The organism is Bacillus sp. UNC125MFCrub1.1 (assembly GCF_000701305.1).
In the GTDB taxonomy this organism is placed as follows: Bacteria; Bacillota; Bacilli; order Bacillales; family Bacillaceae; genus Bacillus; species Bacillus altitudinis.
Window position 1 is genome coordinate 20,901 of record NZ_JNIG01000015.1, and the last position, 24,898, is coordinate 45,798.

The 24,898-nt window shown below is 42.3% G+C and carries 31 protein-coding genes and 1 pseudogene; all 32 read left to right on the forward strand.

The window, feature by feature from the left end; all coding sequences use genetic code 11:
• The first annotated feature begins 124 nt into the window (after window positions 1-124).
• Window positions 125-3,706 carry a DNA-directed RNA polymerase subunit beta gene (gene rpoB / locus N521_RS12550; RefSeq protein ID WP_007496297.1) on the forward strand — a complete coding sequence of 1,194 codons (3,582 nt, stop codon included), beginning with the start codon at window positions 125-127 and terminating at the stop codon, window positions 3,704-3,706.
• 61 nt (window positions 3,707-3,767) lie between these two features.
• Complete coding sequence (gene rpoC / locus N521_RS12555) at window positions 3,768-7,367, forward strand: DNA-directed RNA polymerase subunit beta' (RefSeq protein ID WP_035391584.1); 3,600 nt, start codon at window positions 3,768-3,770, stop codon at window positions 7,365-7,367.
• Between the two features lie 146 nt (window positions 7,368-7,513).
• Window positions 7,514-7,762: a 50S ribosomal protein L7ae-like protein gene (locus N521_RS12560; protein WP_008345416.1), complete on the forward strand. Its 249-nt coding sequence runs from the start codon at window positions 7,514-7,516 to the stop codon at window positions 7,760-7,762.
• A gap of 113 nt (window positions 7,763-7,875) precedes the next feature.
• Window positions 7,876-8,295, forward strand: a complete 420-nt coding sequence (gene rpsL, locus N521_RS12565) for a 30S ribosomal protein S12 (RefSeq protein WP_003216962.1) — start codon at window positions 7,876-7,878, stop codon at window positions 8,293-8,295.
• 121 nt (window positions 8,296-8,416) lie between these two features.
• Window positions 8,417-8,887, forward strand: a complete 471-nt coding sequence (rpsG, locus tag N521_RS12570) for a 30S ribosomal protein S7 (protein WP_003216884.1) — start codon at window positions 8,417-8,419, stop codon at window positions 8,885-8,887.
• 54 nt (window positions 8,888-8,941) lie between these two features.
• The gene (gene fusA / locus N521_RS12575) at window positions 8,942-11,020 is read left to right on the forward strand and encodes an elongation factor G (protein WP_007496301.1); all 2,079 of its coding nucleotides are present in this window, start codon (window positions 8,942-8,944) and stop codon (window positions 11,018-11,020) included.
• 117 nt (window positions 11,021-11,137) lie between these two features.
• Window positions 11,138-12,328, forward strand: coding sequence for an elongation factor Tu (tuf, locus tag N521_RS12580; protein ID WP_007496302.1), 1,191 nt, complete (start codon window positions 11,138-11,140; stop codon window positions 12,326-12,328).
• A gap of 108 nt (window positions 12,329-12,436) precedes the next feature.
• Window positions 12,437-13,396, forward strand: coding sequence for an alpha/beta fold hydrolase (locus N521_RS12585; RefSeq protein WP_035391587.1), 960 nt, complete (start codon window positions 12,437-12,439; stop codon window positions 13,394-13,396).
• Between the two features lie 218 nt (window positions 13,397-13,614).
• Entirely contained in the window at window positions 13,615-13,923 is a 309-nt protein-coding gene (gene rpsJ, locus N521_RS12590; protein ID WP_003156464.1) for a 30S ribosomal protein S10, read from the forward strand.
• Between the two features lie 37 nt (window positions 13,924-13,960).
• Window positions 13,961-14,590: a 50S ribosomal protein L3 gene (gene rplC / locus N521_RS12595; RefSeq protein WP_007496311.1), complete on the forward strand. Its 630-nt coding sequence runs from the start codon at window positions 13,961-13,963 to the stop codon at window positions 14,588-14,590.
• A gap of 27 nt (window positions 14,591-14,617) precedes the next feature.
• Complete coding sequence (gene rplD, locus N521_RS12600; RefSeq protein ID WP_007496312.1) at window positions 14,618-15,241, forward strand: 50S ribosomal protein L4; 624 nt, start codon at window positions 14,618-14,620, stop codon at window positions 15,239-15,241.
• Entirely contained in the window at window positions 15,241-15,528 is a 288-nt protein-coding gene (gene rplW / locus N521_RS12605) for a 50S ribosomal protein L23 (RefSeq protein WP_003217016.1), read from the forward strand. Before rplD ends, rplW begins: the two co-directional genes overlap by 1 nt.
• A gap of 28 nt (window positions 15,529-15,556) precedes the next feature.
• A complete protein-coding gene (gene rplB, locus N521_RS12610) occupies window positions 15,557-16,390 on the forward strand; it encodes a 50S ribosomal protein L2 (RefSeq protein WP_007496314.1) in 834 nt (277 codons plus the stop codon).
• A 57-nt stretch (window positions 16,391-16,447) separates the two neighbouring features.
• Window positions 16,448-16,726, forward strand: a complete 279-nt coding sequence (gene rpsS, locus N521_RS12615; RefSeq protein WP_003216920.1) for a 30S ribosomal protein S19 — start codon at window positions 16,448-16,450, stop codon at window positions 16,724-16,726.
• A 17-nt stretch (window positions 16,727-16,743) separates the two neighbouring features.
• Complete coding sequence (gene rplV, locus N521_RS12620) at window positions 16,744-17,085, forward strand: 50S ribosomal protein L22 (protein ID WP_007496316.1); 342 nt, start codon at window positions 16,744-16,746, stop codon at window positions 17,083-17,085.
• Between the two features lie 3 nt (window positions 17,086-17,088).
• Window positions 17,089-17,745: a 30S ribosomal protein S3 gene (gene rpsC, locus N521_RS12625; protein WP_003217241.1), complete on the forward strand. Its 657-nt coding sequence runs from the start codon at window positions 17,089-17,091 to the stop codon at window positions 17,743-17,745.
• A 1-nt stretch (window position 17,746) separates the two neighbouring features.
• Window positions 17,747-18,181 carry a 50S ribosomal protein L16 gene (gene rplP, locus N521_RS12630; protein WP_003225801.1) on the forward strand — a complete coding sequence of 145 codons (435 nt, stop codon included), beginning with the start codon at window positions 17,747-17,749 and terminating at the stop codon, window positions 18,179-18,181.
• On the forward strand, window positions 18,171-18,371 hold the full coding sequence (rpmC, locus tag N521_RS12635; RefSeq protein WP_003217155.1) for a 50S ribosomal protein L29: 201 nt from the start codon (window positions 18,171-18,173) through the stop codon (window positions 18,369-18,371). Before rplP ends, rpmC begins: the two co-directional genes overlap by 11 nt.
• Window positions 18,372-18,396: 25 nt before the next feature.
• On the forward strand, window positions 18,397-18,660 hold the full coding sequence (gene rpsQ / locus N521_RS12640; protein ID WP_003216906.1) for a 30S ribosomal protein S17: 264 nt from the start codon (window positions 18,397-18,399) through the stop codon (window positions 18,658-18,660).
• A gap of 39 nt (window positions 18,661-18,699) precedes the next feature.
• Window positions 18,700-19,068, forward strand: a complete 369-nt coding sequence (rplN, locus tag N521_RS12645) for a 50S ribosomal protein L14 (RefSeq protein ID WP_003216882.1) — start codon at window positions 18,700-18,702, stop codon at window positions 19,066-19,068.
• A 35-nt stretch (window positions 19,069-19,103) separates the two neighbouring features.
• Entirely contained in the window at window positions 19,104-19,415 is a 312-nt protein-coding gene (gene rplX, locus N521_RS12650; RefSeq protein WP_007496325.1) for a 50S ribosomal protein L24, read from the forward strand.
• A 25-nt stretch (window positions 19,416-19,440) separates the two neighbouring features.
• A complete protein-coding gene (gene rplE, locus N521_RS12655) occupies window positions 19,441-19,980 on the forward strand; it encodes a 50S ribosomal protein L5 (RefSeq protein ID WP_003217159.1) in 540 nt (179 codons plus the stop codon).
• 22 nt (window positions 19,981-20,002) lie between these two features.
• On the forward strand, window positions 20,003-20,188 hold the full coding sequence (gene rpsN / locus N521_RS12660; protein WP_008356542.1) for a 30S ribosomal protein S14: 186 nt from the start codon (window positions 20,003-20,005) through the stop codon (window positions 20,186-20,188).
• A 31-nt stretch (window positions 20,189-20,219) separates the two neighbouring features.
• Window positions 20,220-20,618, forward strand: a complete 399-nt coding sequence (gene rpsH / locus N521_RS12665; RefSeq protein WP_007496327.1) for a 30S ribosomal protein S8 — start codon at window positions 20,220-20,222, stop codon at window positions 20,616-20,618.
• Window positions 20,619-20,649: 31 nt separating this feature from the next.
• Entirely contained in the window at window positions 20,650-21,186 is a 537-nt protein-coding gene (gene rplF, locus N521_RS12670; RefSeq protein ID WP_008345395.1) for a 50S ribosomal protein L6, read from the forward strand.
• Between the two features lie 32 nt (window positions 21,187-21,218).
• Complete coding sequence (gene rplR, locus N521_RS12675) at window positions 21,219-21,581, forward strand: 50S ribosomal protein L18 (RefSeq protein ID WP_003216951.1); 363 nt, start codon at window positions 21,219-21,221, stop codon at window positions 21,579-21,581.
• A gap of 24 nt (window positions 21,582-21,605) precedes the next feature.
• Entirely contained in the window at window positions 21,606-22,106 is a 501-nt protein-coding gene (rpsE, locus tag N521_RS12680) for a 30S ribosomal protein S5 (protein ID WP_007496332.1), read from the forward strand.
• Window positions 22,107-22,119: 13 nt separating this feature from the next.
• Window positions 22,120-22,302 carry a 50S ribosomal protein L30 gene (gene rpmD, locus N521_RS12685; protein WP_003217067.1) on the forward strand — a complete coding sequence of 61 codons (183 nt, stop codon included), beginning with the start codon at window positions 22,120-22,122 and terminating at the stop codon, window positions 22,300-22,302.
• Between the two features lie 30 nt (window positions 22,303-22,332).
• Window positions 22,333-22,773, forward strand: coding sequence for a 50S ribosomal protein L15 (gene rplO, locus N521_RS12690; protein ID WP_003216888.1), 441 nt, complete (start codon window positions 22,333-22,335; stop codon window positions 22,771-22,773).
• Window position 22,774: 1 nt separating this feature from the next.
• The gene (gene secY / locus N521_RS12695) at window positions 22,775-24,067 is read left to right on the forward strand and encodes a preprotein translocase subunit SecY (RefSeq protein WP_007496334.1); all 1,293 of its coding nucleotides are present in this window, start codon (window positions 22,775-22,777) and stop codon (window positions 24,065-24,067) included.
• 55 nt (window positions 24,068-24,122) lie between these two features.
• On the forward strand, window positions 24,123-24,776 hold the full coding sequence (locus N521_RS12700; protein ID WP_007496336.1) for an adenylate kinase: 654 nt from the start codon (window positions 24,123-24,125) through the stop codon (window positions 24,774-24,776).
• Window positions 24,773-24,898: pseudogene (locus tag N521_RS19575) on the forward strand (type I methionyl aminopeptidase); the annotation flags it as partial. The gene N521_RS12700 and the pseudogene N521_RS19575, both read left to right, overlap by 4 nt.

Consider the following 24,898-nt stretch of genomic DNA (forward strand, 5'->3'; position numbering starts at 1 on the left):
ATGTGGTTTTCTTATTTTAGAAACCCTTTTTTCTTTTGTCTTGTAAAAGTATTTCTTTACTGACATTTGAAAGACAGAAATACTTTTTACACATATAATACGCATGATTTGAGGGGTGAATCAGTTGACAGGTCAACTAGTTCAGTATGGACGACACCGCCAGCGCAGAAGCTACGCACGCATAAGCGAAGTGTTAGAATTACCAAATCTCATTGAAATTCAAACCTCTTCTTATCAGTGGTTTCTTGATGAGGGTCTTAGAGAGATGTTTCAAGATATATCCCCAATTGAGGATTTTACTGGTAACCTTTCTCTTGAATTCATTGATTACAGCCTAGGGGATCCTAAGTATCCTGTAGCAGAATCAAAAGAACGTGATGTAACTTACTCTGCTCCACTAAGAGTAAAAGTTCGTTTAATTAACAAAGAAACTGGAGAAGTAAAAGACCAAGATGTGTTTATGGGTGATTTCCCAATCATGACAGACACAGGTACTTTTATCATTAATGGTGCGGAACGTGTAATCGTTTCTCAGTTAGTACGTTCTCCAAGTGTATATTTCAGTGGTAAAGTAGACAAAAACGGTAAAAAAGGTTTTACTGCGACTGTCATTCCAAACCGTGGCGCATGGTTAGAATACGAAACTGATGCGAAGGATGTAGTCTATGTACGCATCGATCGCACACGTAAGTTGCCGGTTACGGTTCTTTTGCGTGCTCTCGGCTTCAGCTCTGATCAAGAGATTCTTGACCTCATTGGCGAGAATGAATACTTACGCAACACGTTGGAAAAAGACAATACAGAGAATGCCGATAAAGCACTTCTCGAAATCTACGAGCGTCTTCGTCCCGGAGAGCCGCCAACTGTTGAAAATGCGAAAAGCTTGCTAGACTCTCGCTTCTTTGATCCGAAGAGATATGACTTAGCAAATGTTGGACGCTACAAGATTAATAAGAAGCTTCATATTAAAAATAGACTATTCAATCAAAAATTGGCTGAAACGCTAGTTGATCCTGAAACAGGTGAAATCCTAGCAGAAAAAGGTCAAATTTTAGATAGAAGAGTGCTTGATAAAGTTCTTCCATACTTAGAAAACGGCATCGGATTTAGAAAGCTTTATCCAAACGGTGGCGTAGTAGAGGATGAAGTAGAACTTCAATCTATCAAGATTTATGCACCAACTGATCAAGAAGGCGAGCAAGTGATCAACGTGATTGGTAATGCATATGTAGAGGAAGCTGTGAAGAATATCACGCCTTCTGACATCATTGCTTCAATCAGTTACTTCTTTAACCTGCTTCATGGAGTAGGTGACACAGATGATATCGATCACCTTGGTAACCGTCGTCTGCGTTCTGTAGGTGAACTTCTGCAAAACCAATTCCGTATTGGTTTAAGCAGAATGGAGCGTGTTGTTCGTGAAAGAATGTCGATTCAAGACACGAACACGATCACACCTCAGCAGCTGATCAACATCCGTCCTGTGATCGCTTCTATCAAAGAGTTCTTTGGTAGCTCTCAGCTTTCTCAGTTCATGGATCAAACAAACCCGCTTGCTGAATTGACACACAAACGTCGTCTATCAGCGCTTGGACCGGGTGGTTTGACACGTGAGCGTGCAGGAATGGAAGTTCGTGACGTTCACTATTCTCACTATGGTCGTATGTGTCCGATTGAAACACCAGAGGGTCCAAACATTGGTTTGATCAACTCTCTATCTTCATTTGCGAAAGTGAATCGCTTCGGATTTATCGAAACACCTTACCGTCGGGTTGATCCTGAAACAGGTAAAGTGACGCCGAGAATCGATTACCTAACAGCTGATGAAGAGGATAACTACGTAGTAGCACAAGCGAACGCTATATTAGGTGAAGATGGTTCGTTTATTGATGATAATATCATTGCTCGTTTCAGAGGGGAAAACACCGTTGTTCCTCGAAACCGCGTTGACTACATGGACGTTTCGCCGAAGCAGGTTGTTTCTGCAGCGACAGCATGTATCCCATTCTTAGAAAACGATGACTCTAACCGTGCTCTAATGGGAGCAAACATGCAACGTCAGGCTGTGCCTTTGATGCAGCCGGAATCACCGATTGTTGGTACAGGTATGGAGTATGTATCAGGTAAAGACTCTGGTGCTGCTGTGATCTGCCGTTACCCAGGTGTTGTAGAACGTGTTGAAGCGAAGAATATTTGGGTTCGCCGTTATGAAGACGTTGACGGACAACAAGTCAAAGGAAACCTAGACAAATACAGCTTGCTGAAATTTGTCCGCTCTAACCAAGGGACTTGCTACAACCAGCGCCCAATTGTAAGTGTTGGAGATGAAGTCGTCAAAGGAGAAATCCTTGCAGACGGTCCTTCTATGGAAAAAGGTGAATTGGCTCTAGGACGTAACGTCATGGTCGGCTTCATGACTTGGGACGGTTACAACTATGAGGATGCGATCATTATGAGTGAGCGCCTTGTAAAAGATGACGTCTACACTTCTATTCATATTGAAGAATATGAATCAGAAGCTCGTGATACAAAGCTTGGACCAGAAGAAATTACGCGTGATATTCCAAACGTTGGGGAAGATGCTTTACGCAACCTTGACGAGCGTGGAATCATCCGTATTGGTGCAGAAGTAAAAGACGGAGACCTTCTTGTCGGGAAAGTAACGCCTAAAGGTGTAACAGAACTAACAGCTGAAGAACGTCTATTACATGCAATCTTCGGTGAAAAGGCTCGTGAAGTGCGTGATACGTCTCTACGTGTACCACACGGCGGCGGCGGAATCATCCACGATGTCAAAGTCTTTAACCGTGAAGATGGAGATGAATTACCACCAGGTGTTAACCAGTTAGTTCGCGTATACATCGTTCAGAAGCGTAAAATTTCTGAAGGTGACAAAATGGCCGGACGACATGGTAACAAAGGGGTTATCTCCAAAATCCTTCCAGAAGAAGATATGCCGTATCTTCCAGATGGAACACCGATTGATATCATGTTAAACCCTCTAGGGGTACCATCTCGTATGAATATCGGTCAGGTACTTGAGCTTCATATGGGTATGGCTGCACGTTACCTAGGCATCCACATTGCGTCACCAGTATTTGATGGTGCTCGCGAGGAAGATGTTTGGGAAACGCTTGAAGAAGCAGGTATGTCCCGTGATGCGAAAACAGTCCTTTATGACGGTCGAACTGGTGAACCATTCGACAACCGTGTATCTGTTGGAATCATGTATATGATCAAACTGGCTCACATGGTTGACGATAAACTTCACGCACGTTCAACTGGACCATACTCACTTGTTACGCAGCAGCCACTGGGCGGTAAAGCACAGTTTGGTGGACAGCGTTTCGGAGAGATGGAAGTATGGGCACTTGAAGCTTACGGTGCAGCATATACACTTCAAGAAATCTTAACTGTAAAATCGGATGACGTTGTGGGTCGTGTGAAAACATACGAAGCGATCGTCAAAGGGGATAACGTACCTGAACCAGGTGTCCCTGAATCATTCAAAGTATTAATTAAAGAACTTCAAAGTTTAGGTATGGATGTGAAAATCCTATCTGGCGATGAAGAAGAGATAGAAATGAGAGATTTAGAAGACGATGAGGAAACGAAGAAAGCAGACGGATTAGCGTTATCTAATGACGAAGATGCTGCAGACCTCGCACCTGTCGATCTTGAACGTGACGCAGTCACAAAAGAATAGCAGAAACGATTAGAGCAAGTGACTAGGGTATAACCCGAAGATTAAAAGGGAGGTAGGCCCCTTGCTAGATGTGAACAATTTTGAGTATATGAACATCGGTCTCGCATCACCTGATAAAATCCGTTCTTGGTCTTTTGGTGAAGTGAAAAAGCCTGAAACGATTAACTATCGTACACTGAAACCGGAAAAAGATGGTCTCTTTTGTGAACGTATCTTCGGACCGCAAAAAGACTGGGAATGTCATTGTGGAAAGTATAAACGCGTTCGTTATAAGGGTGTTGTATGTGACCGTTGTGGTGTAGAAGTAACACGGGCAAAAGTCCGTCGTGAGAGAATGGGGCATATCGAACTGGCTGCCCCAGTTTCCCACATTTGGTATTTCAAAGGTATCCCAAGCCGTATGGGTCTTGTTCTAGATATGTCACCACGTGCGTTAGAAGAAGTGATTTACTTCGCTTCTTACGTCGTGACTGATCCGGGCAACACACCGCTTGAGAAGAAACAACTTCTTTCTGAGAAAGAATTCCGTGCTTATTTAGATAAATACGGTAACACCTTCCAAGCAGCTATGGGTGCAGAAGCAATTAACAAACTTCTTCAAGATATCGATCTTGTGAAAGAAGTAGATACACTCAAAGAAGAGCTAAAAACAGCTCAAGGACAGCGTCGTACACGTGCGATCAAACGCCTTGAAGTGTTGGAAGCTTTCCGTAACTCAGGAAACAAACCGTCTTGGATGATCCTTGATGTACTTCCGGTTATTCCACCAGAATTACGTCCAATGGTTCAGCTTGATGGCGGACGTTTTGCTACTTCTGACTTGAACGACCTTTATCGTCGTGTCATCAACCGTAACAATCGTCTGAAACGTTTATTAGATCTTGGCGCGCCAAGCATCATCGTTCAGAACGAGAAGCGTATGCTTCAAGAAGCTGTCGATGCCTTGATTGATAATGGACGTAGAGGCCGACCAGTAACAGGACCAGGAAATAGACCATTGAAATCTCTTTCTCACATGCTGAAAGGGAAACAAGGACGTTTCCGTCAAAACTTGCTTGGTAAACGTGTTGACTATTCTGGACGTTCCGTTATCGTCGTTGGACCACATTTGAAAATGTATCAGTGTGGACTTCCGAAAGAAATGGCTCTTGAACTATTCAAACCATTCGTGATGAAGGAGCTTGTTGAAAAAGGATTAGCTCACAACATTAAGAGCGCGAAACGTAAGATTGAGCGCGTGCAGCCGGAAGTTTGGGATGTTTTAGAATCAGTAATTCGTGAGCATCCAGTTTTACTAAACCGTGCACCAACTCTTCACAGACTTGGTATTCAAGCGTTTGAACCTACACTTGTGGAAGGACGCGCAATTCGTCTGCATCCACTTGTATGTACTGCCTACAACGCTGACTTTGATGGTGACCAAATGGCGGTTCACGTACCATTATCTGCTGAAGCTCAAGCTGAAGCTCGTATCTTAATGCTTGCTGCTCAAAACATTTTGAACCCGAAAGATGGAAAACCTGTTGTTACGCCATCTCAGGATATGGTGCTTGGTAACTATTACCTTACACTTGAGCGTAAAGGTGCTATCGGAGAAGGTATGGTCTTCAAAGATACGGATGAAGCCCTTCTTGCTTATCAAAATGGGTATGTACATCTTCATACACGTGTAGCTGTTGCAGCTAGCTCGTTGAAGAACGTTACATTCACTGATGAACAGCGTTCTAAATTGTTGATTACAACAGTTGGAAAACTAATCTTTAACGAAATCTTACCGGAATCATTCCCATACATGAATGAACCGACTAAGAGCAATATTGAAGAAAAAACGCCTGATCGTTTCTTCCTTGAAAAAGGTGAGGATGTCAAAGCTGCGATCGAGAAACAAGAAATCAATGCGCCGTTCAAAAAAGGTATTTTAGGTAAAATCATTGCTGAAATCTTTAAGAGATTCCATATCACTGAGACATCTAAAATGCTTGACCGCATGAAAAATCTTGGTTTCAAATACTCTACTAAAGCGGGTATTACGGTTGGGGTGTCTGATATCGTCGTATTAGATGATAAACAGAAGATCCTCGAAGAAGCGCAAGCAAAAGTAGATAACGTCATGAAGCAATTCAGACGTGGTTTGATTACAGAAGAAGAGCGTTATGAGAGAGTCATTTCAATCTGGAGTTCTTCTAAAGATGTCATCCAAGGTAAACTGATGAAGTCCCTTGATGAAGTCAACCCTATCTACATGATGAGTGACTCTGGAGCGCGTGGTAACGCATCTAACTTCACTCAGCTGGCTGGTATGCGTGGTCTGATGGCCAACCCGGCTGGACGTATCATCGAACTTCCGATTAAATCTAGTTTCCGTGAAGGTTTAACAGTATTGGAATACTTTATTTCCACTCACGGAGCGCGTAAAGGTCTTGCCGATACAGCTCTTAAAACAGCTGACTCAGGTTACCTCACGCGTCGTCTCGTTGACGTTGCACAGGATGTTATTATCCGTGAAACAGATTGCGGTACAGACCGTGGAATCTTGGCGAAGTCCATTAAAGAAGGAAATGAAATTATTGAGAAACTTGAAGAACGTCTGATCGGACGTTTTGCAAGAAAACCAATTGTTCATCCTGAAACGGGCGAAGTCATTGTTGGCGAAAACGAACTAATTGATGAAGATAAAGCACTTGAAGTGGTTGAAGCAGGAATCGAGGAAGTATGGATCCGTTCTGCATTTACATGTAACACGCCTCATGGTGTATGTAAACGATGCTACGGCCGTAACCTTGCAACTGGTACTGACGTTGAAGTCGGTGAAGCAGTTGGAATCATCGCTGCACAATCGATCGGTGAGCCAGGAACACAGCTTACAATGCGTACGTTCCACACCGGTGGGGTAGCAGGAGACGATATCACTCAAGGTTTACCTCGTATCCAAGAGTTATTTGAAGCGCGTAATCCGAAAGGGCAGGCAACCATTTCTGAAATTGATGGTGTCGTTGCTGAAATTAACGATGTTCGTGACAAGCAGCAGGAAATTGTGGTTCAAGGCGAAGTTGAAACTCGCTCTTACACAGCTCCTTACAATGCACGTCTGAAAGTTGTTGAAGGTGACAAAGTCACTCGTGGTCAAGTACTGACAGAAGGTTCAATCGATCCGAAAGAACTTCTTAAAGTGACTGATATGACAGCTGTTCAAGAATATCTGCTTCATGAAGTACAAAAAGTATACCGTATGCAAGGGGTAGAAATCGGAGATAAGCACGTAGAAGTAATGGTTCGCCAAATGCTTCGTAAAGTGCGTGTCGCTGATGCAGGGGATACAGATGTATTACCAGGCACACTTCTTGATGTACACCAATTCACAGAAGCGAACAAAAAAGTACTATTCGAAGGCAAACGTCCTGCAACAGGCCGTCCAGTTCTTCTTGGTATTACAAAAGCATCGCTTGAAACAGACTCATTCTTGTCTGCAGCATCCTTCCAAGAAACGACTCGTGTCCTAACAGATGCGGCGATCAAAGGAAAACGTGATGAACTGCTTGGCTTGAAAGAGAATGTCATCATCGGTAAACTTGTTCCTGCTGGAACTGGAATGCCAAACTACCGTAAAGTTAAGCCGGTTTCACAAGTGCAGCCGTCTGACGATATGGTTCCTGTAGAGTAATCTTTCTCTTAAGATTTCTATAAAAATCATCAAAAAATGGTGAAGGATGTCAAGATAATCTGTCAAACGATATTGACATCCTTCTGCCATGATGATAATATAACCAAGGTGCTCAAAATAAAACCTGTTACTTTGGAGGATATTCGATGTCTTATGATAAAGTATCACAGGCTCAATCCATTATTATTGGTACGAAGCAAACAGTAAAAGCTCTGAAACGAGATTCAGTGAAGGAAATCGTCGTAGCGAAAGATGCTGATCCTGCTTTAACCGCTAGTGTAATGAAACTAGCGCAAGAGAAGGGTGTAGACATTTTAGTGGTAGATTCCATGAAAAAGCTCGGCAAGGCCTGCGGAATTGAAGTTGGGGCAGCAGCTGTTGCCATTATGTTATAGCGTACTTGTTTTGTTTTTGCATGCTTAAAATGCAAAAGCATTGTTTTTTGCCTTTTGATGAACCACCTGGGTATGTGGGTTATAAAAAAAGTAATGAAGGGAGGAATAACAACATGCCTACAATTAATCAGCTAATACGCAAAGGACGCGTGAGTAAAGTTGAAAACTCAAAGTCTCCTGCACTTAACAAAGGATACAACAGTTTCAAAAAAGAGCACACTAACGTAACATCTCCACAGAAGCGCGGGGTTTGTACTCGTGTCGGTACAATGACACCGAAAAAACCAAACTCAGCACTACGTAAATATGCTCGTGTACGTTTGTCTAACCTGATTGAGGTAACAGCTTACATTCCTGGTATCGGACATAACCTACAAGAGCACAGTGTAGTACTTATCCGTGGCGGCCGTGTAAAAGACTTACCGGGTGTACGTTACCACATCGTTCGTGGTGCGCTTGATACTGCCGGAGTTGACGGTCGTATGCAAGGACGTTCTAAATACGGAACAAAACGCCCTAAACAAAGCAAATAATATAAACAAACATAAGGGTTTTTAGAAGTTGAGTTCAGATCAGTGGAGTCAGGCAGCTGACGATGAAATTGAGATGAAAGACAGATAGAAATCCTTTTAAAAGAGAAGGGAGGCTATTCAGATGCCACGTAAAGGTCCTGTAGCAAAAAGAGACGTTTTGCCAGATCCAATTTACAATTCTAAACTTGTATCTCGTTTGATCAACAAAATGATGATCGACGGTAAAAGAGGAAAGTCACAAACTATTCTCTACAAGTCATTTGATATCATCAAAGAACGTACTGGTAATGAAGCGATGGAGGTTTTCGAACAAGCCTTGAAAAACATCATGCCAGTTCTTGAAGTTAAAGCACGTCGTGTAGGTGGAGCTAACTACCAAGTTCCTGTAGAAGTTCGCCCAGACCGTCGTACGACTTTAGGTCTTCGCTGGTTAGTAAACTACGCTCGTCTTCGTGGAGAAAAAACGATGGAAGAGCGTCTTGCTAACGAAATCCTTGACGCAGCTAACAACACTGGTGCTGCTGTTAAGAAACGTGAAGATACACACAAAATGGCAGAAGCGAACAAAGCATTCGCTCACTACCGCTGGTAGGATTTATACCAAACTAAAAAAACTATTCCCTAATAAGGAAGGAGAAATTACCCAATGGCAAGAGAGTTCTCCTTAGACAAAACTCGTAATATTGGTATCATGGCTCACATCGATGCCGGTAAAACGACAACGACTGAGCGTATCTTGTACTACACTGGTCGTATCCATAAAATTGGTGAAACTCACGAAGGAGCTTCACAAATGGACTGGATGGAGCAGGAGCAAGAACGTGGTATTACAATCACTTCTGCTGCTACTACAGCACAATGGAAAGGTTACCGTGTAAACATCATTGATACACCAGGACACGTAGACTTCACTGTTGAAGTTGAACGTTCTTTGCGTGTACTTGATGGTGCGGTTGCTGTTCTTGATGCACAATCAGGTGTAGAGCCTCAAACTGAAACAGTTTGGCGCCAAGCAACAACTTACGGAGTACCTCGTATCGTATTCGTTAACAAAATGGATAAAACCGGTGCGGACTTCCTTTACTCTGTAAGCACATTAAGAGATCGTCTTCAAGCGAACGCTCATGCAATTCAATTGCCGATCGGCGCTGAAGATCAATTCGAAGGAATCATCGACCTTGTAGAAAACGTAGCATACTTCTACGAAGATGACCTTGGAACTCGCTCTGATGCACAAGAAATCCCTGCTGAGTATAAAGACAAAGCTGAAGAGCTTCGCAGCAGCTTAATTGAAGCTGTCGCTGAGCTTGATGAAGAGCTTATGGAAAAATACCTTGAGGGTGAAGAAATCACAATTCCTGAATTGAAAGCTGCAATCCGTAAAGGAACTTTGAATGTTGAATTCTACCCAGTTCTTGTTGGATCTGCTTTCAAAAACAAAGGTGTTCAGCTTGTACTTGACGCTGTGCTTGACTACCTTCCTGCACCAACTGATGTTGCTGCAATCAAAGGTACATTGCCAGATACAAATGAAGAGGTTGTACGTGAGTCTACTGATGACGCACCATTCGCAGCTCTTGCATTTAAAGTTATGACTGACCCTTATGTTGGGAAACTAACTTTCTTCCGCGTATACTCTGGAACACTTGATTCTGGTTCTTACGTGAAGAACTCTTCTAAGAACAAGCGTGAGCGTGTTGGACGTATCCTTCAAATGCACGCAAACAGCCGTGAAGAAATCTCTACTGTATATGCAGGGGATATCGCAGCAGCTGTTGGTCTTAAAGATACATCTACTGGTGATACTCTTTGTGACGAGAAAAATCTTGTTATCCTTGAGTCTATGGAATTCCCAGAGCCAGTTATCGATGTAGCAATCGAGCCTAAATCTAAGGCTGACCAAGATAAAATGGGTATCGCTTTAGCTAAACTAGCTGAAGAGGATCCAACATTCCGTACACAAACAAACACTGAAACTGGTCAAACGATCATCTCTGGTATGGGTGAGCTTCACCTTGATATCATTGTTGACCGTATGAAGCGTGAGTTCAAGGTTGAAGCTAACGTAGGAGCTCCTCAAGTTGCGTACCGTGAAACATTCCGTTCTAGTGCAAAAGTTGAAGGTAAATTCGTACGTCAGTCTGGTGGACGCGGTCAGTTCGGACACGTTTGGATCGAATTCGAACCAAACGAAGAAGGCGCAGGCTTCGAATTCACAAATGCAATCGTCGGTGGGGTTGTTCCACGTGAATACATTCCAGCAATTCAAGCAGGTCTTGAAGATTCACTAGAAAATGGTGTATTAGCTGGATTCCCATTAATCGACATCAAAGCAAAATTATTCGATGGATCTTACCACGATGTTGACTCTAACGAAATGGCGTTTAAAATTGCTGCATCTATGGCATTGAAAAATGCTGTCAGCAAATGTAACCCAGTTCTACTTGAGCCAATGATGAAAGTAGAAGTCGTTATCCCAGAAGAATACATGGGAGACATCATGGGTGATATCACATCTCGTCGTGGACGTGTAGAAGGTATGGAAGCTCGCGGTAACGCTCAAGTTGTTCGCGCTATGGTTCCACTTTCTGAAATGTTCGGATATGCAACTGCACTCCGTTCTAACACACAAGGACGCGGTACTTTCACTATGCACATGGATCACTACGAAGAAGTGCCTAAGAGCATCAGTGAAGAAATCATCAAAAAAAATAAAGGTGAATAATTGATTTTGCCTTTAAACTAAAGTATAACTACTATTGAAGATCAGAAAGTGAGAGGTAACTCTTCACTTTCTATCACTCATACCAAATACAATGAACCTTTAAGGAGGATTTTTAGAATGGCTAAAGAAAAATTCGACCGTTCCAAATCGCATGCTAACATTGGTACAATTGGACACGTTGACCATGGTAAAACAACTCTAACTGCTGCTATCTCAACAGTTCTTCATAAGAAATCTGGTAAAGGTACAGCTATGGCTTATGACCAAATCGATGGTGCTCCAGAAGAGCGCGAGCGTGGAATCACAATCTCAACTGCACACGTTGAGTATGAAACTGAAACTCGTCACTATGCACACGTAGACTGCCCAGGACACGCTGACTATGTTAAAAACATGATCACTGGTGCTGCTCAAATGGACGGCGCGATCTTAGTAGTATCTGCTGCTGATGGTCCAATGCCACAAACACGTGAGCACATCCTACTTTCTCGTAACGTAGGTGTTCCTTACATCGTAGTATTCCTTAACAAATGTGACATGGTTGACGATGAAGAGTTACTTGAACTTGTTGAAATGGAAGTTCGTGACCTTCTTTCTGACTATGACTTCCCTGGTGACGATGTACCAGTTATCAAAGGTTCTGCTCTTAAAGCTCTTGAAGGTGATGCTGATTACGAAGCAAAAATCTTCGAACTTATGGATGCGGTTGATGAGTACATCCCAACTCCAGAGCGTGACACTGAGAAGCCATTCATGATGCCAGTTGAGGACGTATTCTCAATCACTGGTCGTGGAACAGTTGCTACTGGTCGTGTTGAGCGTGGACAAGTTAAAGTCGGTGACGAAGTTGAAATCATCGGTCTTCAAGAAGAAAACGGTAAAACAACTGTTACAGGTGTTGAAATGTTCCGTAAACTTCTTGACTATGCTGAAGCTGGTGACAACATCGGTGCACTACTTCGTGGTGTATCTCGTGAAGATATCCAACGTGGTCAAGTACTTGCTAAACCAGGTACAATCACTCCACATAGCCGTTTCAAAGCTGAAGTTTATGTACTTTCTAAAGAAGAGGGTGGACGTCATACTCCATTCTTCACTAACTACCGTCCGCAGTTCTACTTCCGTACAACTGACGTAACTGGTATCGTACATCTTCCAGAAGGTACTGAAATGGTAATGCCTGGCGATAACACTGAGATGGAAGTTGAACTTATCTCTACTATCGCTATCGAAGAAGGAACTCGTTTCTCTATCCGTGAGGGTGGACGTACTGTAGGTTCTGGCGTCGTTTCTACTATCATTAAGTAATAACTGTTAAAAGAGACTCCTTGCAAAAGGGTCTCTTTTTTTGCTTTTCCAGTGCATAACGGCTACTATAAGCTATAGAATCTAAATGGAACCGAGAGGATCACTGGAATGGCGATGACAATGTTGAAAAAGTGGCTGATTGGCGGGCTTGATCAATGGATTATGATAAAAGAAGATCAAGCGAAAAAAACAAAACCTGTTTTATTATTTTTACACGGTGGCCCAGGCTCAGCTCAAATGAGTTATATCGATTCCTTTCATAAGGAACTTGATCAAGACTTCACTGTTGTTCATTGGGACCAGCGTGGTGCAGGACTGTCTTATCAAAAAAACATTCCTGAGTCTTCTATGACCATTGGGCAATTCATAGAGGATACGATTGAGCTTACAGAAAAACTACTTTCCTATACTGATCAAGCGAAAATATACATTGCAGGTTATTCATGGGGATCATTAATCGCCATACAAGCTGTACATAAACGCCCAGATTTGTATCATGCCTATTATGGAATTAGTCAGGTGGTTGATGTATTAAAAGAGGATATTGTATCGTACGAACTTCTTCTAAAAAAATATCAAGGCAAGCATTTCTTCACTAGATGTCTAAGATTGCTGACACCACCCCCTTGGAAACGCACCTCTGCTCATGCTTTATTCTCACTATATAAAGAGTTCGCAAAAGTAGGGCTCACGCATAGGTGGAAGCCCATTTTTCAAATGCTGTATGCATTTCTCGTTAGTAAGCATTATCAGCTAAAAGATAAGTGGAAATTCCTTATGGGACAGAAGTATAGCCAGGATTTGCTGTGGGACGAGCTGATGAACGAAAGCATTCAATACCGAGTTTCTTCTATATTAATACCCTGCTACTTTATCATCGGGGAACATGACATGATTACACCAGCTGCTGTATCAAAACCATATGTTGATCAACTTACAGCACCAATAAAAGAGTGGTTTACTTTTAAAAAATCTGCGCATTCTCCGCATATTGAAGAGCCAGAAGAATTTATTCGTATCGTCAGGAAGACAGCTACACATCATCTTCAGGGAAAGCTTGATTTATAGGCTGAACCCCTGTATAATATGAAAAGTGTGCAAATCATAAATTTATCCGATTTATTATTGCAACACGCAGGCCAATTTGGTACAATAGTGCATGTTGGTCTTTGACTGCGATGAAGTGAGAGGTTGCTGACACACCCGGCCGCTTTGCCATGGCAAGGTGATCAGGTTTTTCTCACGGAGAACTGTCTAACGTAAGTAGGCGAAAAGGAGGGAAAATAATGGCAAAACAAAAAATTCGTATTCGTTTAAAAGCATATGATCATAGAATTCTTGATCAATCTGCTGAGAAGATTGTTGAAACGGCTAAGCGTTCTGGTGCTAGTGTATCTGGTCCAATTCCGCTTCCAACTGAAAAATCAGTTTACACAATCCTTCGTGCGGTGCATAAGTACAAAGATTCTCGTGAGCAATTCGAGATGCGTACTCACAAACGTCTAATCGACATCGTGAATCCAACTCCGCAAACAGTTGATGCACTTATGCGTTTAGATTTACCATCCGGTGTAGATATCGAAATCAAACTTTAATTCAAATAGAAAACACATATTATAGGAGGTGTGACGAATGACCAAAGGAATCTTAGGTAGAAAAATTGGTATGACGCAAGTATTCGCAGAAAACGGTGATCTTATCCCTGTAACTGTTGTTGAGGCTGCTGCTAACGTTGTTCTTCAGAAGAAGACTACTGACACGGATGGCTATGAAGCAATCCAAATCGGTTTTGACGACAAACGTGAGAAGCTTTCTAACAAACCAGAGAAAGGCCACGTTGCTAAGGCGGAAACTGCTCCTAAGCGCTTCGTAAAAGAATTACGCGGTGTGGAGTTAGATGCGTATGAAGTTGGTCAGGAAGTCAAAGTTGATATTTTCGCAAATGGAGATATCGTAGATGTAACAGGAACATCAAAAGGTAAAGGATTCCAAGGGGCTATCAAACGCCACGGACAATCACGCGGACCAATGACTCACGGTTCACGTTACCACCGTCGTCCTGGTTCAATGGGACCTGTTGATCCAAACCGAGTATTCAAAGGTAAACTTCTTCCAGGACGTATGGGCGGAGAGCAAATCACTGTCCAAAATCTTGAGATCGTTAAAGTTGATGCAGAACGCAATCTTCTTTTGATCAAAGGTAACGTACCAGGAGCTAAAAAATCTCTAGTAACTGTAAAGAGTGCAGTTAAAACTAAATAACTCTCTTAGGAAAGGAGGAAACAAGTCATGCCAAAAGTAGCATTATTTAACCAAAACGGTTCTACTAACGGTGAAATCGAATTAAACGCTTCTGTGTTTGGAATTGAGCCAAACGAAAGCGTAGTATTCGATGCTATTCTTATGCAAAGAGCTTCCTTACGTCAAGGAACTCACAAAGTAAAAACTCGTTCTGAAGTACGTGGCGGAGGTCGTAAACCTTGGAGACAGAAGGGTACAGGTCGTGCTCGTCAAGGTTCTATCCGTTCACCACAATGGCGCGGAGGCGGTATCGTATTCGGTCCAACACCACGCAGCTATTCTTATAAATTACCTAAAAAAGTTCGCCGCTTGGCTATCAAGTCAGTATTGTCTTCTAAAGTAATCGACAACAACATCATCGTTCTTGAAGATCTTACTCTTGATGCAGTGAAAACGAAAGAATTCGCAGGCATCCTTAAAGGGTTATCTGTTGAGAAGAAAGCGTTGATCGTCACTGCGGATGCAAACGAAACAGTTGCTTTATCTGCTCGTAACATCCCTGGAGTAACAGTTGTTGAAGCTAACGGTATCAACGTTCTTGACGTTGTCAACCACGACAAACTTCTGATCACTAAAGCAGCGGTTGAAAAAGTAGAGGAGGGACTTGCATAATGAAAGATCCTCGTGATGTTCTAAAGCGCCCTATCATTACTGAACGTTCTGCTGATCTAATGACAGAGAAGAAGTATACGTTCGAAGTTGATGTCAGAGCTAACAAGACAGAAGTGAAAGACGCTGTTGAAGAAATCTTTGGAGTGAAAGTTGAGAAAGTCAACGTTCAAAACTACAAAGGTAAATCAAAACGCGTTGGACGCTACACTGGTATGACTAGCCGTCGCAGAAAAGCGATCGTGAAATTAACTGCTGACAGCAAAGAAATCGAAATTTTTGAAGCGTAAATCTTAAAAAGAAGGAGGGAAATTCAAAATGGCGATTAAAAAGTATAAACCAACCAGTAATGGTCGTCGTGGCATGACTACTTCAGATTTTGCTGAAATCACGACTGACAAACCAGAAAAATCGTTGCTTGCACCGCTTCACAGAAAAGGCGGACGTAACAACCAAGGTAGATTGACTGTTCGTCATCAAGGTGGCGGTCACAAACGTCAATACCGTATCATCGACTTTAAGCGTGATAAAGACGGTATACCTGGACGCGTTGCTACAATCGAGTATGATCCAAACCGTTCAGCGAACATCGCTCTTGTAAACTATGCAGATGGTGAGAAACGTTACATTCTTGCTCCGAAAGGAATCCAAGTTGGTACTGAAGTTACTTCTGGACCAGAAGCTGACATCAAACCAGGTAATGCTCTTCCACTTATCAACATCCCAGTTGGTACAGTTGTGCATAACATTGAATTAAAACCAGGTAAAGGTGGACAATTAGTTCGTTCTGCTGGTACTTCTGCTCAAGTTCTAGGTAAAGAAGGTAAATACGTTCTTGTACGTTTGAACTCTGGTGAAGTACGCATGATCCTTTCTGCTTGCCGTGCGACTATCGGTCAAGTTGGAAACGAACAACACGAACTAATCAACATCGGTAAAGCTGGACGTTCTCGCTGGAAAGGCGTACGCCCAACAGTTCGTGGTTCTGTAATGAACCCTAACGATCACCCACACGGCGGTGGTGAAGGACGCGCTCCAATCGGACGTAAATCACCAATGTCTCCATGGGGTAAACCGACTCTTGGATTCAAGACTCGTAAGAAAACCAACAAGTCTGATAAATTCATTGTACGTCGTCGTAAAAACAAGTAACGGGGTTGTCTACGGTTCATTTAGGACCGTAGTTCAATCACGAAGGGAGGTTCCACAATGGCTCGCAGCTTAAAAAAAGGACCATTTGTTGATGATCATTTGATGGCTAAAGTCGAGAAATTGAATGAAACTGACAAAAAGCAAGTCGTAAAAACTTGGTCTCGTCGTTCTACAATTTTCCCACAATTCATCGGTCACACAATCGCTGTCTATGACGGACGCAAACATGTACCTGTTTTCATTTCTGAAGATATGGTAGGTCACAAATTGGGCGAATTCGCACCAAGCCGTACTTACAAAGGTCATGCTAGTGACGATAAAAAAACAAGACGCTAATGAGAGGAGGCTTTTAAATGCAAGCTAAAGCTGTCGCAAGAACAGTCCGTATTGCTCCTCGTAAAGCACGTCTAGTAATGGACCTGATCCGAGGTAAGCAAGTAGGAGAAGCAGTTTCTATCTTAAACCTTACACCTAAGGCTGCTTCACCAATTATTGAAAAAGTATTAAAATCTGCTATCGCAAATGCTGAGCACAACTACGAGTTGGACGCTAACAGCCTAGTGATTACTCAAGCATTCGTTGACGAAGGTCCAACACTTAAGAGATTCCGTCCACGTGCTATGGGTCGTGCGAGCGCAATTAACAAACGTACTAGCCACATTACAATCGTTGTATCAGAAAAGAAGGAGGGATAATCCGTGGGTCAAAAGGTAAATCCAGTAGGTCTTCGTATTGGCGTCATTCGTGATTGGGAATCTAAATGGTTCGCAGGAAAAGATTACGCTGACTTCTTACATGAAGACTTGAAAATCCGTGAATTCATCAGCAAGCGTTTGTCTGACGCGTCTGTTTCTAAAGTAGAAATCGAACGTGCTGCAAACCGCGTAAATATCACAATCCACACGGCTAAACCAGGTATGGTAATTGGTAAAGGCGGATCTGAAGTTGAAGCACTTCGTAAAGCTCTTAACAGCCTAACTGGCAAACGTGTACACATCAACATTCTTGAAATCAAGAGAGCAGATCTTGATGCTCAGCTAGTTGCTGAAAACATCGCTCGTCAACTTGAAAATCGTATTTCATTCCGTCGTGCACAAAAACAAACAATCCAACGCACAATGCGTGCTGGAGCACAAGGAATCAAAACAATGGTTTCTGGTCGTCTTGGCGGTGCAGATATTGCTCGTTCTGAATATTACAGTGAAGGTACTGTTCCATTGCACACACTTCGTGCTGACATCGATTATGCTACTGCTGAAGCTGATACTACTTATGGTAAGCTTGGCGTAAAAGTATGGATCTATCGTGGAGAAGTCCTTCCAACTAAGAAGAATACTGCGGAAGGAGGAAAATAATATGTTATTGCCAAAACGCGTGAAGTATCGCAGAGAACATCGTGGAAAAATGCGTGGTCGTGCAAAAGGCGGTACTGAAGTACATTTCGGTGAGTTCGGTATCCAAGCTCTTGAAGCTTCTTGGATCACTAACCGTCAAATCGAAGCTGCTCGTATTGCTATGACTCGTTACATGAAACGTGGCGGTAAAGTTTGGATCAAAATTTTCCCTTCTAAGCCATACACAGCTAAACCTCTAGAGGTCCGCATGGGTTCCGGTAAAGGTGCTCCAGAAGGCTGGGTAGCTGTAGTAAAACCGGGCAAAGTTTTATTTGAAATTTCTGGTGTGTCTGAAGAAGTTGCTCGTGAAGCTCTTCGTCTTGCATCTCACAAATTGCCAATTAAAACGAAGTTCGTAAAACGTGAAGAAATTGGTGGTGAATCAAATGAAAGCTAATGAAATTCGTGACCTTACCACTGCTGAAATTGAACAAAAAGTAAAGTCTCTTAAAGAAGAACTTTTCAATCTTCGTTTCCAATTAGCGACTGGGCAGCTTGAAAACACTGCTCGCATTCGTGAAGTGCGTAAATCAATCGCACGCATGAAAACTGTGATTCGTCAAAGAGAAATCGCTGCTAATAAATAATAATTAGAGGGGAGGCCCCGCAAACATGAGCGAACGTAACCAACGTAAAGTGTATCAAGGTCGTGTTGTTTCTGACAAAATGGATAAAACCATCACTGTTGTAGTTGAAACATACAAAAAGCATTCACTTTATGGCAAACGTGTAAGATACTCTAAAAAGTTCAAAGCACATGATGAAAACAACCAAGCAAAAATCGGAGACATCGTAAAGGTCATGGAAACTCGTCCATTATCTGCGACTAAACGCTTTCGTCTAGTTGAAGTTGTCGAAGAAGCTGTTATTATCTAATAAAGTTCGGATTTCTTTTTCCGAAGGGAGGTAACATTAATGATTCAACAGGAGACTCGTTTAAAAGTAGCTGACAACTCTGGCGCACGCGAAGTACTAACGATTAAAGTTCTTGGTGGCTCTGGACGTAAAACGGCTAACATCGGTGATGTCATTGTTTGTACGGTTAAACAAGCAACACCAGGAGGCGTTGTCAAAAAAGGTGAAGTTGTGAAAGCAGTTATCGTTCGTACTAAGAGCGGAGCTCGCAGAAACGATGGATCTTACATCAGTTTTGATGAAAATGCATGTGTCATCATCCGTGACGACAAGAGCCCACGTGGAACTCGTATCTTCGGACCAGTAGCACGTGAACTTCGTGAAAATAACTATATGAAAATTGTTTCTTTAGCACCAGAAGTACTTTAATGAATACAATCCGCGACTCAAGGAGGTGCGATTAAATGCATGTTAAAAAGGGCGATAAAGTAGTGGTTATCTCTGGTAAGGATAAAGGTAAACAAGGTGTCATCCTTGCTGCTTTCCCTAAAAAGGACCGTGTTTTAGTAGAAGGTATTAACCTTGTGAAAAAACACTCTAAACCAACCCAAGCTAACCCTCAAGGCGGAATTTCTGAACAAGAAGCGCCGATCCACGTATCAAACGTAATGCCGCTTGATCCTAAAACGGGTGAAGTGACACGTATTGGATATAAAGTTGAGGACGGAAAGAAAGTCCGTGTAGCGAAAAAATCTGGGCAAGTTCTAGATAAATAGTAAATAAGGAAGGGAGGTCTTTCTCATGAACCGCCTTAAAGAAAAGTATGTAAAAGAAATTACACCTGCATTAGTTTCTAAGTTTGAATACAAATCAGTAATGCAAGTGCCAAAAATCGAAAAAATCGTGATCAACATGGGTGTTGGTGACGCCGTTCAAAACGCTAAAGCAATCGATACTGCTGTTGAAGAATTAACGTTTATCGCTGGTCAAAAACCTGTCGTTACTCGTGCGAAGAAGTCTATTGCTGGATTCCGTCTACGTGAAGGAATGCCAATCGGTGCGAAAGTAACACTTCGCGGAGAGCGCATGTACGATTTCCTTGATAAACTTATTTCTGTATCTTTACCACGTGTACGTGACTTCCGCGGGATTTCTAAGAAATCTTTCGACGGTCGTGGAAACTACACGCTTGGTATTAAAGAACAGTTAATCTTCCCAGAAATTGATTACGATAAAGTAACAAAAGTCCGCGGTATGGATATCGTTATCGTTACGACTGCCAACACGGACGAAGAAGCACGTGAGTTATTAACTCAAGTAGGTATGCCGTTCCAGAAATAATCAATGAAAGGGAGGCGAAATCGTGGCTAAAAAGTCTATGATTGCGAAACAACAACGCAAACAAAAGTTTAAAGTTCAAGAGTATACGCGCTGCGAACGTTGTGGACGTCCACATTCAGTAATTCGCAAGTTTAAACTTTGCCGTATTTGTTTCCGCGAACTTGCATATAAAGGACAAATTCCTGGCGTTAAAAAAGCCAGCTGGTAATCCCCATAAATGGGAAGGAGGTTATTAAATAATGGTTATGACAGATCCGATTGCAGATTTGCTGACTCGTATTCGCAATGCGAACATGGTACGTCATGAGAAGCTAGAAGTACCGGCTTCAAAAATCAAAAGAGAAATTGCTGAAATCTTAAAGCGTGAAGGTTTTATCCGTGACGTTGAGTACGTCGAAGACAGCAAACAAGGAATTATCCGTTTGTTCCTTAAATACGGCCAAAACAACGAACGTGTTATCACTGGTCTTAAAAGAATCAGTAAACCTGGTTTACGCGTATATGCGAAATCAAATGAAGTACCACGTGTACTTAACGGACTTGGAATCGCAATTATTTCTACATCACAAGGTGTTTTATCGGACAAAGAAGCCCGTGCTAAACAAGCTGGTGGAGAAGTACTTGCTTACGTATGGTAAAAAAAGTTTAAGATGAATGGAGGTGCTTGGTATGTCTCGTATAGGTAAAAAGCTAATCGAGATCCCTTCAGGAGTAACTGTGACAAACAACGATAACACAGTGACAGTAAAGGGACCAAAAGGTGAACTAACTCGTGCATTTCACCCTGATATGGAAATTAAAATTGAGGACAACGTCTTAACTGTAAGCCGTCCGTCTGAAAATAAAGAACACCGTGCATTACATGGTACAACACGTAGCTTAATTGCAAACATGGTTGAAGGTGTATCTAAAGGTTTCGAAAGAGGTTTAGAACTAATCGGTGTCGGTTACCGTGCAGCTAAATCTGGAAACAAACTTGTTCTTAACGTTGGATACTCTCACCCAGTTGAAATCGTTCCTGAGGCTGGAGTTGAAGTAGAAGTTCCATCTCAAACGAAAGTAATCGTTAAAGGTATCGATAAAGAGCGTGTAGGAGCTCTAGCTTCTAACATCCGCGCTGTCCGTGCTCCAGAGCCTTACAAAGGTAAAGGAATTCGTTACGAAGGTGAATTCGTTCGCCGTAAAGAAGGAAAAACTGGTAAGTAAGATCGCTTAATGTGAAGAAAGGAGTGACTCGGATGATTACGAAAACTAGCAAAAACGCTACTCGTCTTAAAAGACACGCTCGTGTTCGTGCGAAACTTTCAGGTACTGCTGAAAGACCTCGCCTTAACGTTTTCCGTTCTAACAAGAACATCTACGCTCAAGTAATTGATGATGTTAACGGTGTAACACTTGTAAGTGCTTCTACTCTTGATAAAGAGTTAAAGATCGAGAATAGTTCTGACGCTGCAGCTGCTACTAAAGTTGGCGAACTTGTTGCAAAACGTGCTGTTGAAAAAGGCATCTCTAACGTGGTATTTGACCGCGGAGGATACTTATATCATGGACGTGTAAAAGCTCTAGCTGAAGCTGCTCGTGAGGCTGGACTTAAATTTTAATAAAAGAAGGAGGGACACATCCGAATGAGTCGTATTGACCCAAGCAAATTAGAGTTAGAAGAACGCTTAGTTACGGTTAACCGGGTAGCGAAAGTTGTTAAAGGTGGACGTCGTTTCCGTTTTGCAGCTTTAGTTGTTGTCGGTGACAAAAACGGTCATGTAGGATTCGGTACTGGTAAAGCGCAAGAAGTACCAGAAGCGATCCGCAAAGCTGTTGAAGACGCGAAAAAGAATTTAATTGAAGTACCAATGGTTGGAACTACAATTCCACATGAAATCATCGGTCGATTCGGTGCAGGAAACGTTCTATTGAAGCCTGCTTCAGAAGGTACAGGAGTTATCGCTGGAGGCCCAGTGCGTGCGGTACTTGAGCTTGCTGGTCTAGCTGATATCCTTTCTAAATCTCTAGGTTCTAATACACCGATCAACATGATCCGCGCAACACTTCAAGGTTTAAGTGAACTTAAACGTGCTGAAGATGTAGCGAAGCTTCGTGGAAAATCTGTAGAAGACCTGTTAGGATAAGGAGGGAACAATAATGGCAAATAAATTAGAAATTACCCTCAAACGCAGTGTAATCGGTCGCCCAGAAGATCAGCGTGTCACTGTTCGTACTCTTGGTCTAAAGAAAACAAACCAAACAGTCGTACATGAAGACAATGCAGCGATCCGCGGCATGATTAACAAGGTGTCTCATTTAGTTTCTGTTAAAGAACAATAAAACATTTTTAATCGATAAGGAGGTGCCCAAATGAAACTTCATGAATTGAAGCCTTCAGAAGGTTCACGTAAAGTACGCAACCGTGTTGGTCGTGGTATTGGATCAGGTAACGGTAAAACTTCTGGTAAAGGTCATAAAGGTCAAAACGCTCGTTCTGGCGGCGGTGTACGCCCTGGATTCGAAGGTGGTCAAATGCCTTTATTCCAACGCCTTCCAAAACGTGGTTTTACAAACATCAACCGTAAAGATTACGCGGTAATCAACTTAGACAGATTAAACAGTTTTGACGAAGGAACGGAAGTCACTCCTGAACTTCTTCTAGAGACTGGTGCAATAAGCAAGTTAAAAGCAGGAGTAAAAATTCTTGGCAACGGTAAATTAGAAAAAAAATTAACTGTAAAAGCCAATAAATTCTCTGCTTCTGCTAAAGAAGCGATTGAAGCTGCTGGCGGTACAGCCGAGGTGATCTAACTTGTTTAAGACAATCTCCAATTTTATGCGCGTGAAAGATATACGGAATAAGATTATATTTACACTTTTAATGTTAGTCGTCTTTCGTATAGGTGCTTTCATCCCTGTGCCTAATGTGAACGCCGAAGTTCTCCAGGCACAGGATCAAATGAGTGTTTTCGGAATCCTCAACACGTTTGGGGGCGGGGCACTTTTCCAATTCTCCATTCTTGCAATGGGGATTATGCCGTATATCACTGCTTCGATCATCATCCAGCTCTTGCAGATGGATGTTGTACCGAAGTTTACTGAGTGGTCAAAGCAAGGAGAGGTTGGCCGCCGAAAATTAGCACAATTCACAAGGTATTTTACAATTGTTCTAGGATTTATCCAGGCGTTAGGAATGTCATATGGATTTAACAATATGGCAGGAGGCATGCTGATTGAAAACCCAGGTGTTTCAACGTATCTCTTAATTGCGGTCGTACTCACTGCGGGAACAGCATTTTTAATGTGGCTGGGAGAGCAGATTACTGCTCACGGTGTTGGTAACGGTATTTCGATTATTATCTTTGCCGGTATCATCGCAGGTATCCCTCAAACATTAAAGCAAGTGTACGCTCAGCAATTTGTAGGTGGAGATGGACAGCTGTTCATGCAAATCCTGAAAATTGCCCTTATTGTGATTGCTATTCTTGTCATTGTTATCGGTGTTATTTACATTCAAATGGCAGTGAGAAAGATTGCGATTCAATATTCAAAAGGAACTGGCCGTGCACAAATGTCTGCTAGTCAAGCAACGCACCTTCCATTGAAAGTGAATCCAGCAGGGGTGATTCCAGTCATCTTTGCCGTTTCGTTCATTATTACTCCGCAGACGATCGCATCGTTCTTCGGAACAAATAATGTGACAACCTGGATAACTAACAACTTTGACTATACTAAGCCAATCGGTATGACGATTTATGTAGCACTGATTGTTGCTTTCACATATTTTTATGCCTTTGTCCAAGTAAACCCTGAACAAATGGCTGAAAATCTGCAAAAGCAGGGTGGCTATATCCCGGGAGTTCGTCCAGGGAAAATGACTCAAGATAGAATTACGAGCATTTTGTACCGACTCACGTTTGTGGGCGCCATTTTCTTAGCCGTGATTTCAATACTTCCTATCTTTTTCATTCAATTCGCTGGATTACCTTCCGCTGCACAAATTGGCGGCACAAGTCTTCTCATTGTTGTAGGTGTTGCACTTGAAACAATGAAACAGCTTGAAAGCCAATTAGTGAAACGAAACTACCGTGGATTTATGAAATAAAACAGAGGGCTGGGCTCCTGCCCAACCTCTCTAAGTAAGGAAGGGGAAATCCGAAATGAACTTAGTCTTAATGGGGCTTCCGGGTGCTGGTAAAGGCACTCAGGCAGAACGAATTGTTGATGATTATGGGATCCCTCATATCTCAACAGGAGATATGTTCCGTGCTGCTATGAAAGAGGAGACACAACTTGGACTCGAAGCAAAATCCTTTATCGATAAAGGAGAGCTTGTTCCTGATGAGGTCACAATCGGTATTGTTAGAGAAAGACTTGGCAAGAATGATTGTGAACAAGGTTTTCTTCTGGACGGATTTCCGCGAACTGTCGCTCAGGCTGAAGCTTTAGAAGACATTCTAAAGGACCTTGGCAGAACGATTGATTATGTCATTAATATTAAAGTCGATAAAGATGCTTTGATGGAGCGTCTGACTGGCCGAAGAATTTGCAAAGATTGCGGAGCAACATATCATTTAGTATTTAATCCACCTGCGAAAGAAAATGTTTGTGACAAGTGTGGAGGCGAGCTTTATCAACGTGCAGATGATAATGCAGAAACCGTTTCGACAAGACTTGAAGTGAACTTAAAGCAGACTGAACCTTTACTGAATTTCTATTCAGAAAAAGGATATCTTGCAAACATTGATGGTGCGAAGCACATTAACGATGTTTACGCTGATATCAAGGACCTGCTTGGGGGATTAAATAAATGATTATCTGTAAAACTCCTCGCGAGCTTGAGATTATGAGAGAAGCTGGACGCATTGTCGCACTGACTCATGAAGAGCTGAAGAAACACATAAAACCAGGTATTTCGACAAAAGAATTGGATCAA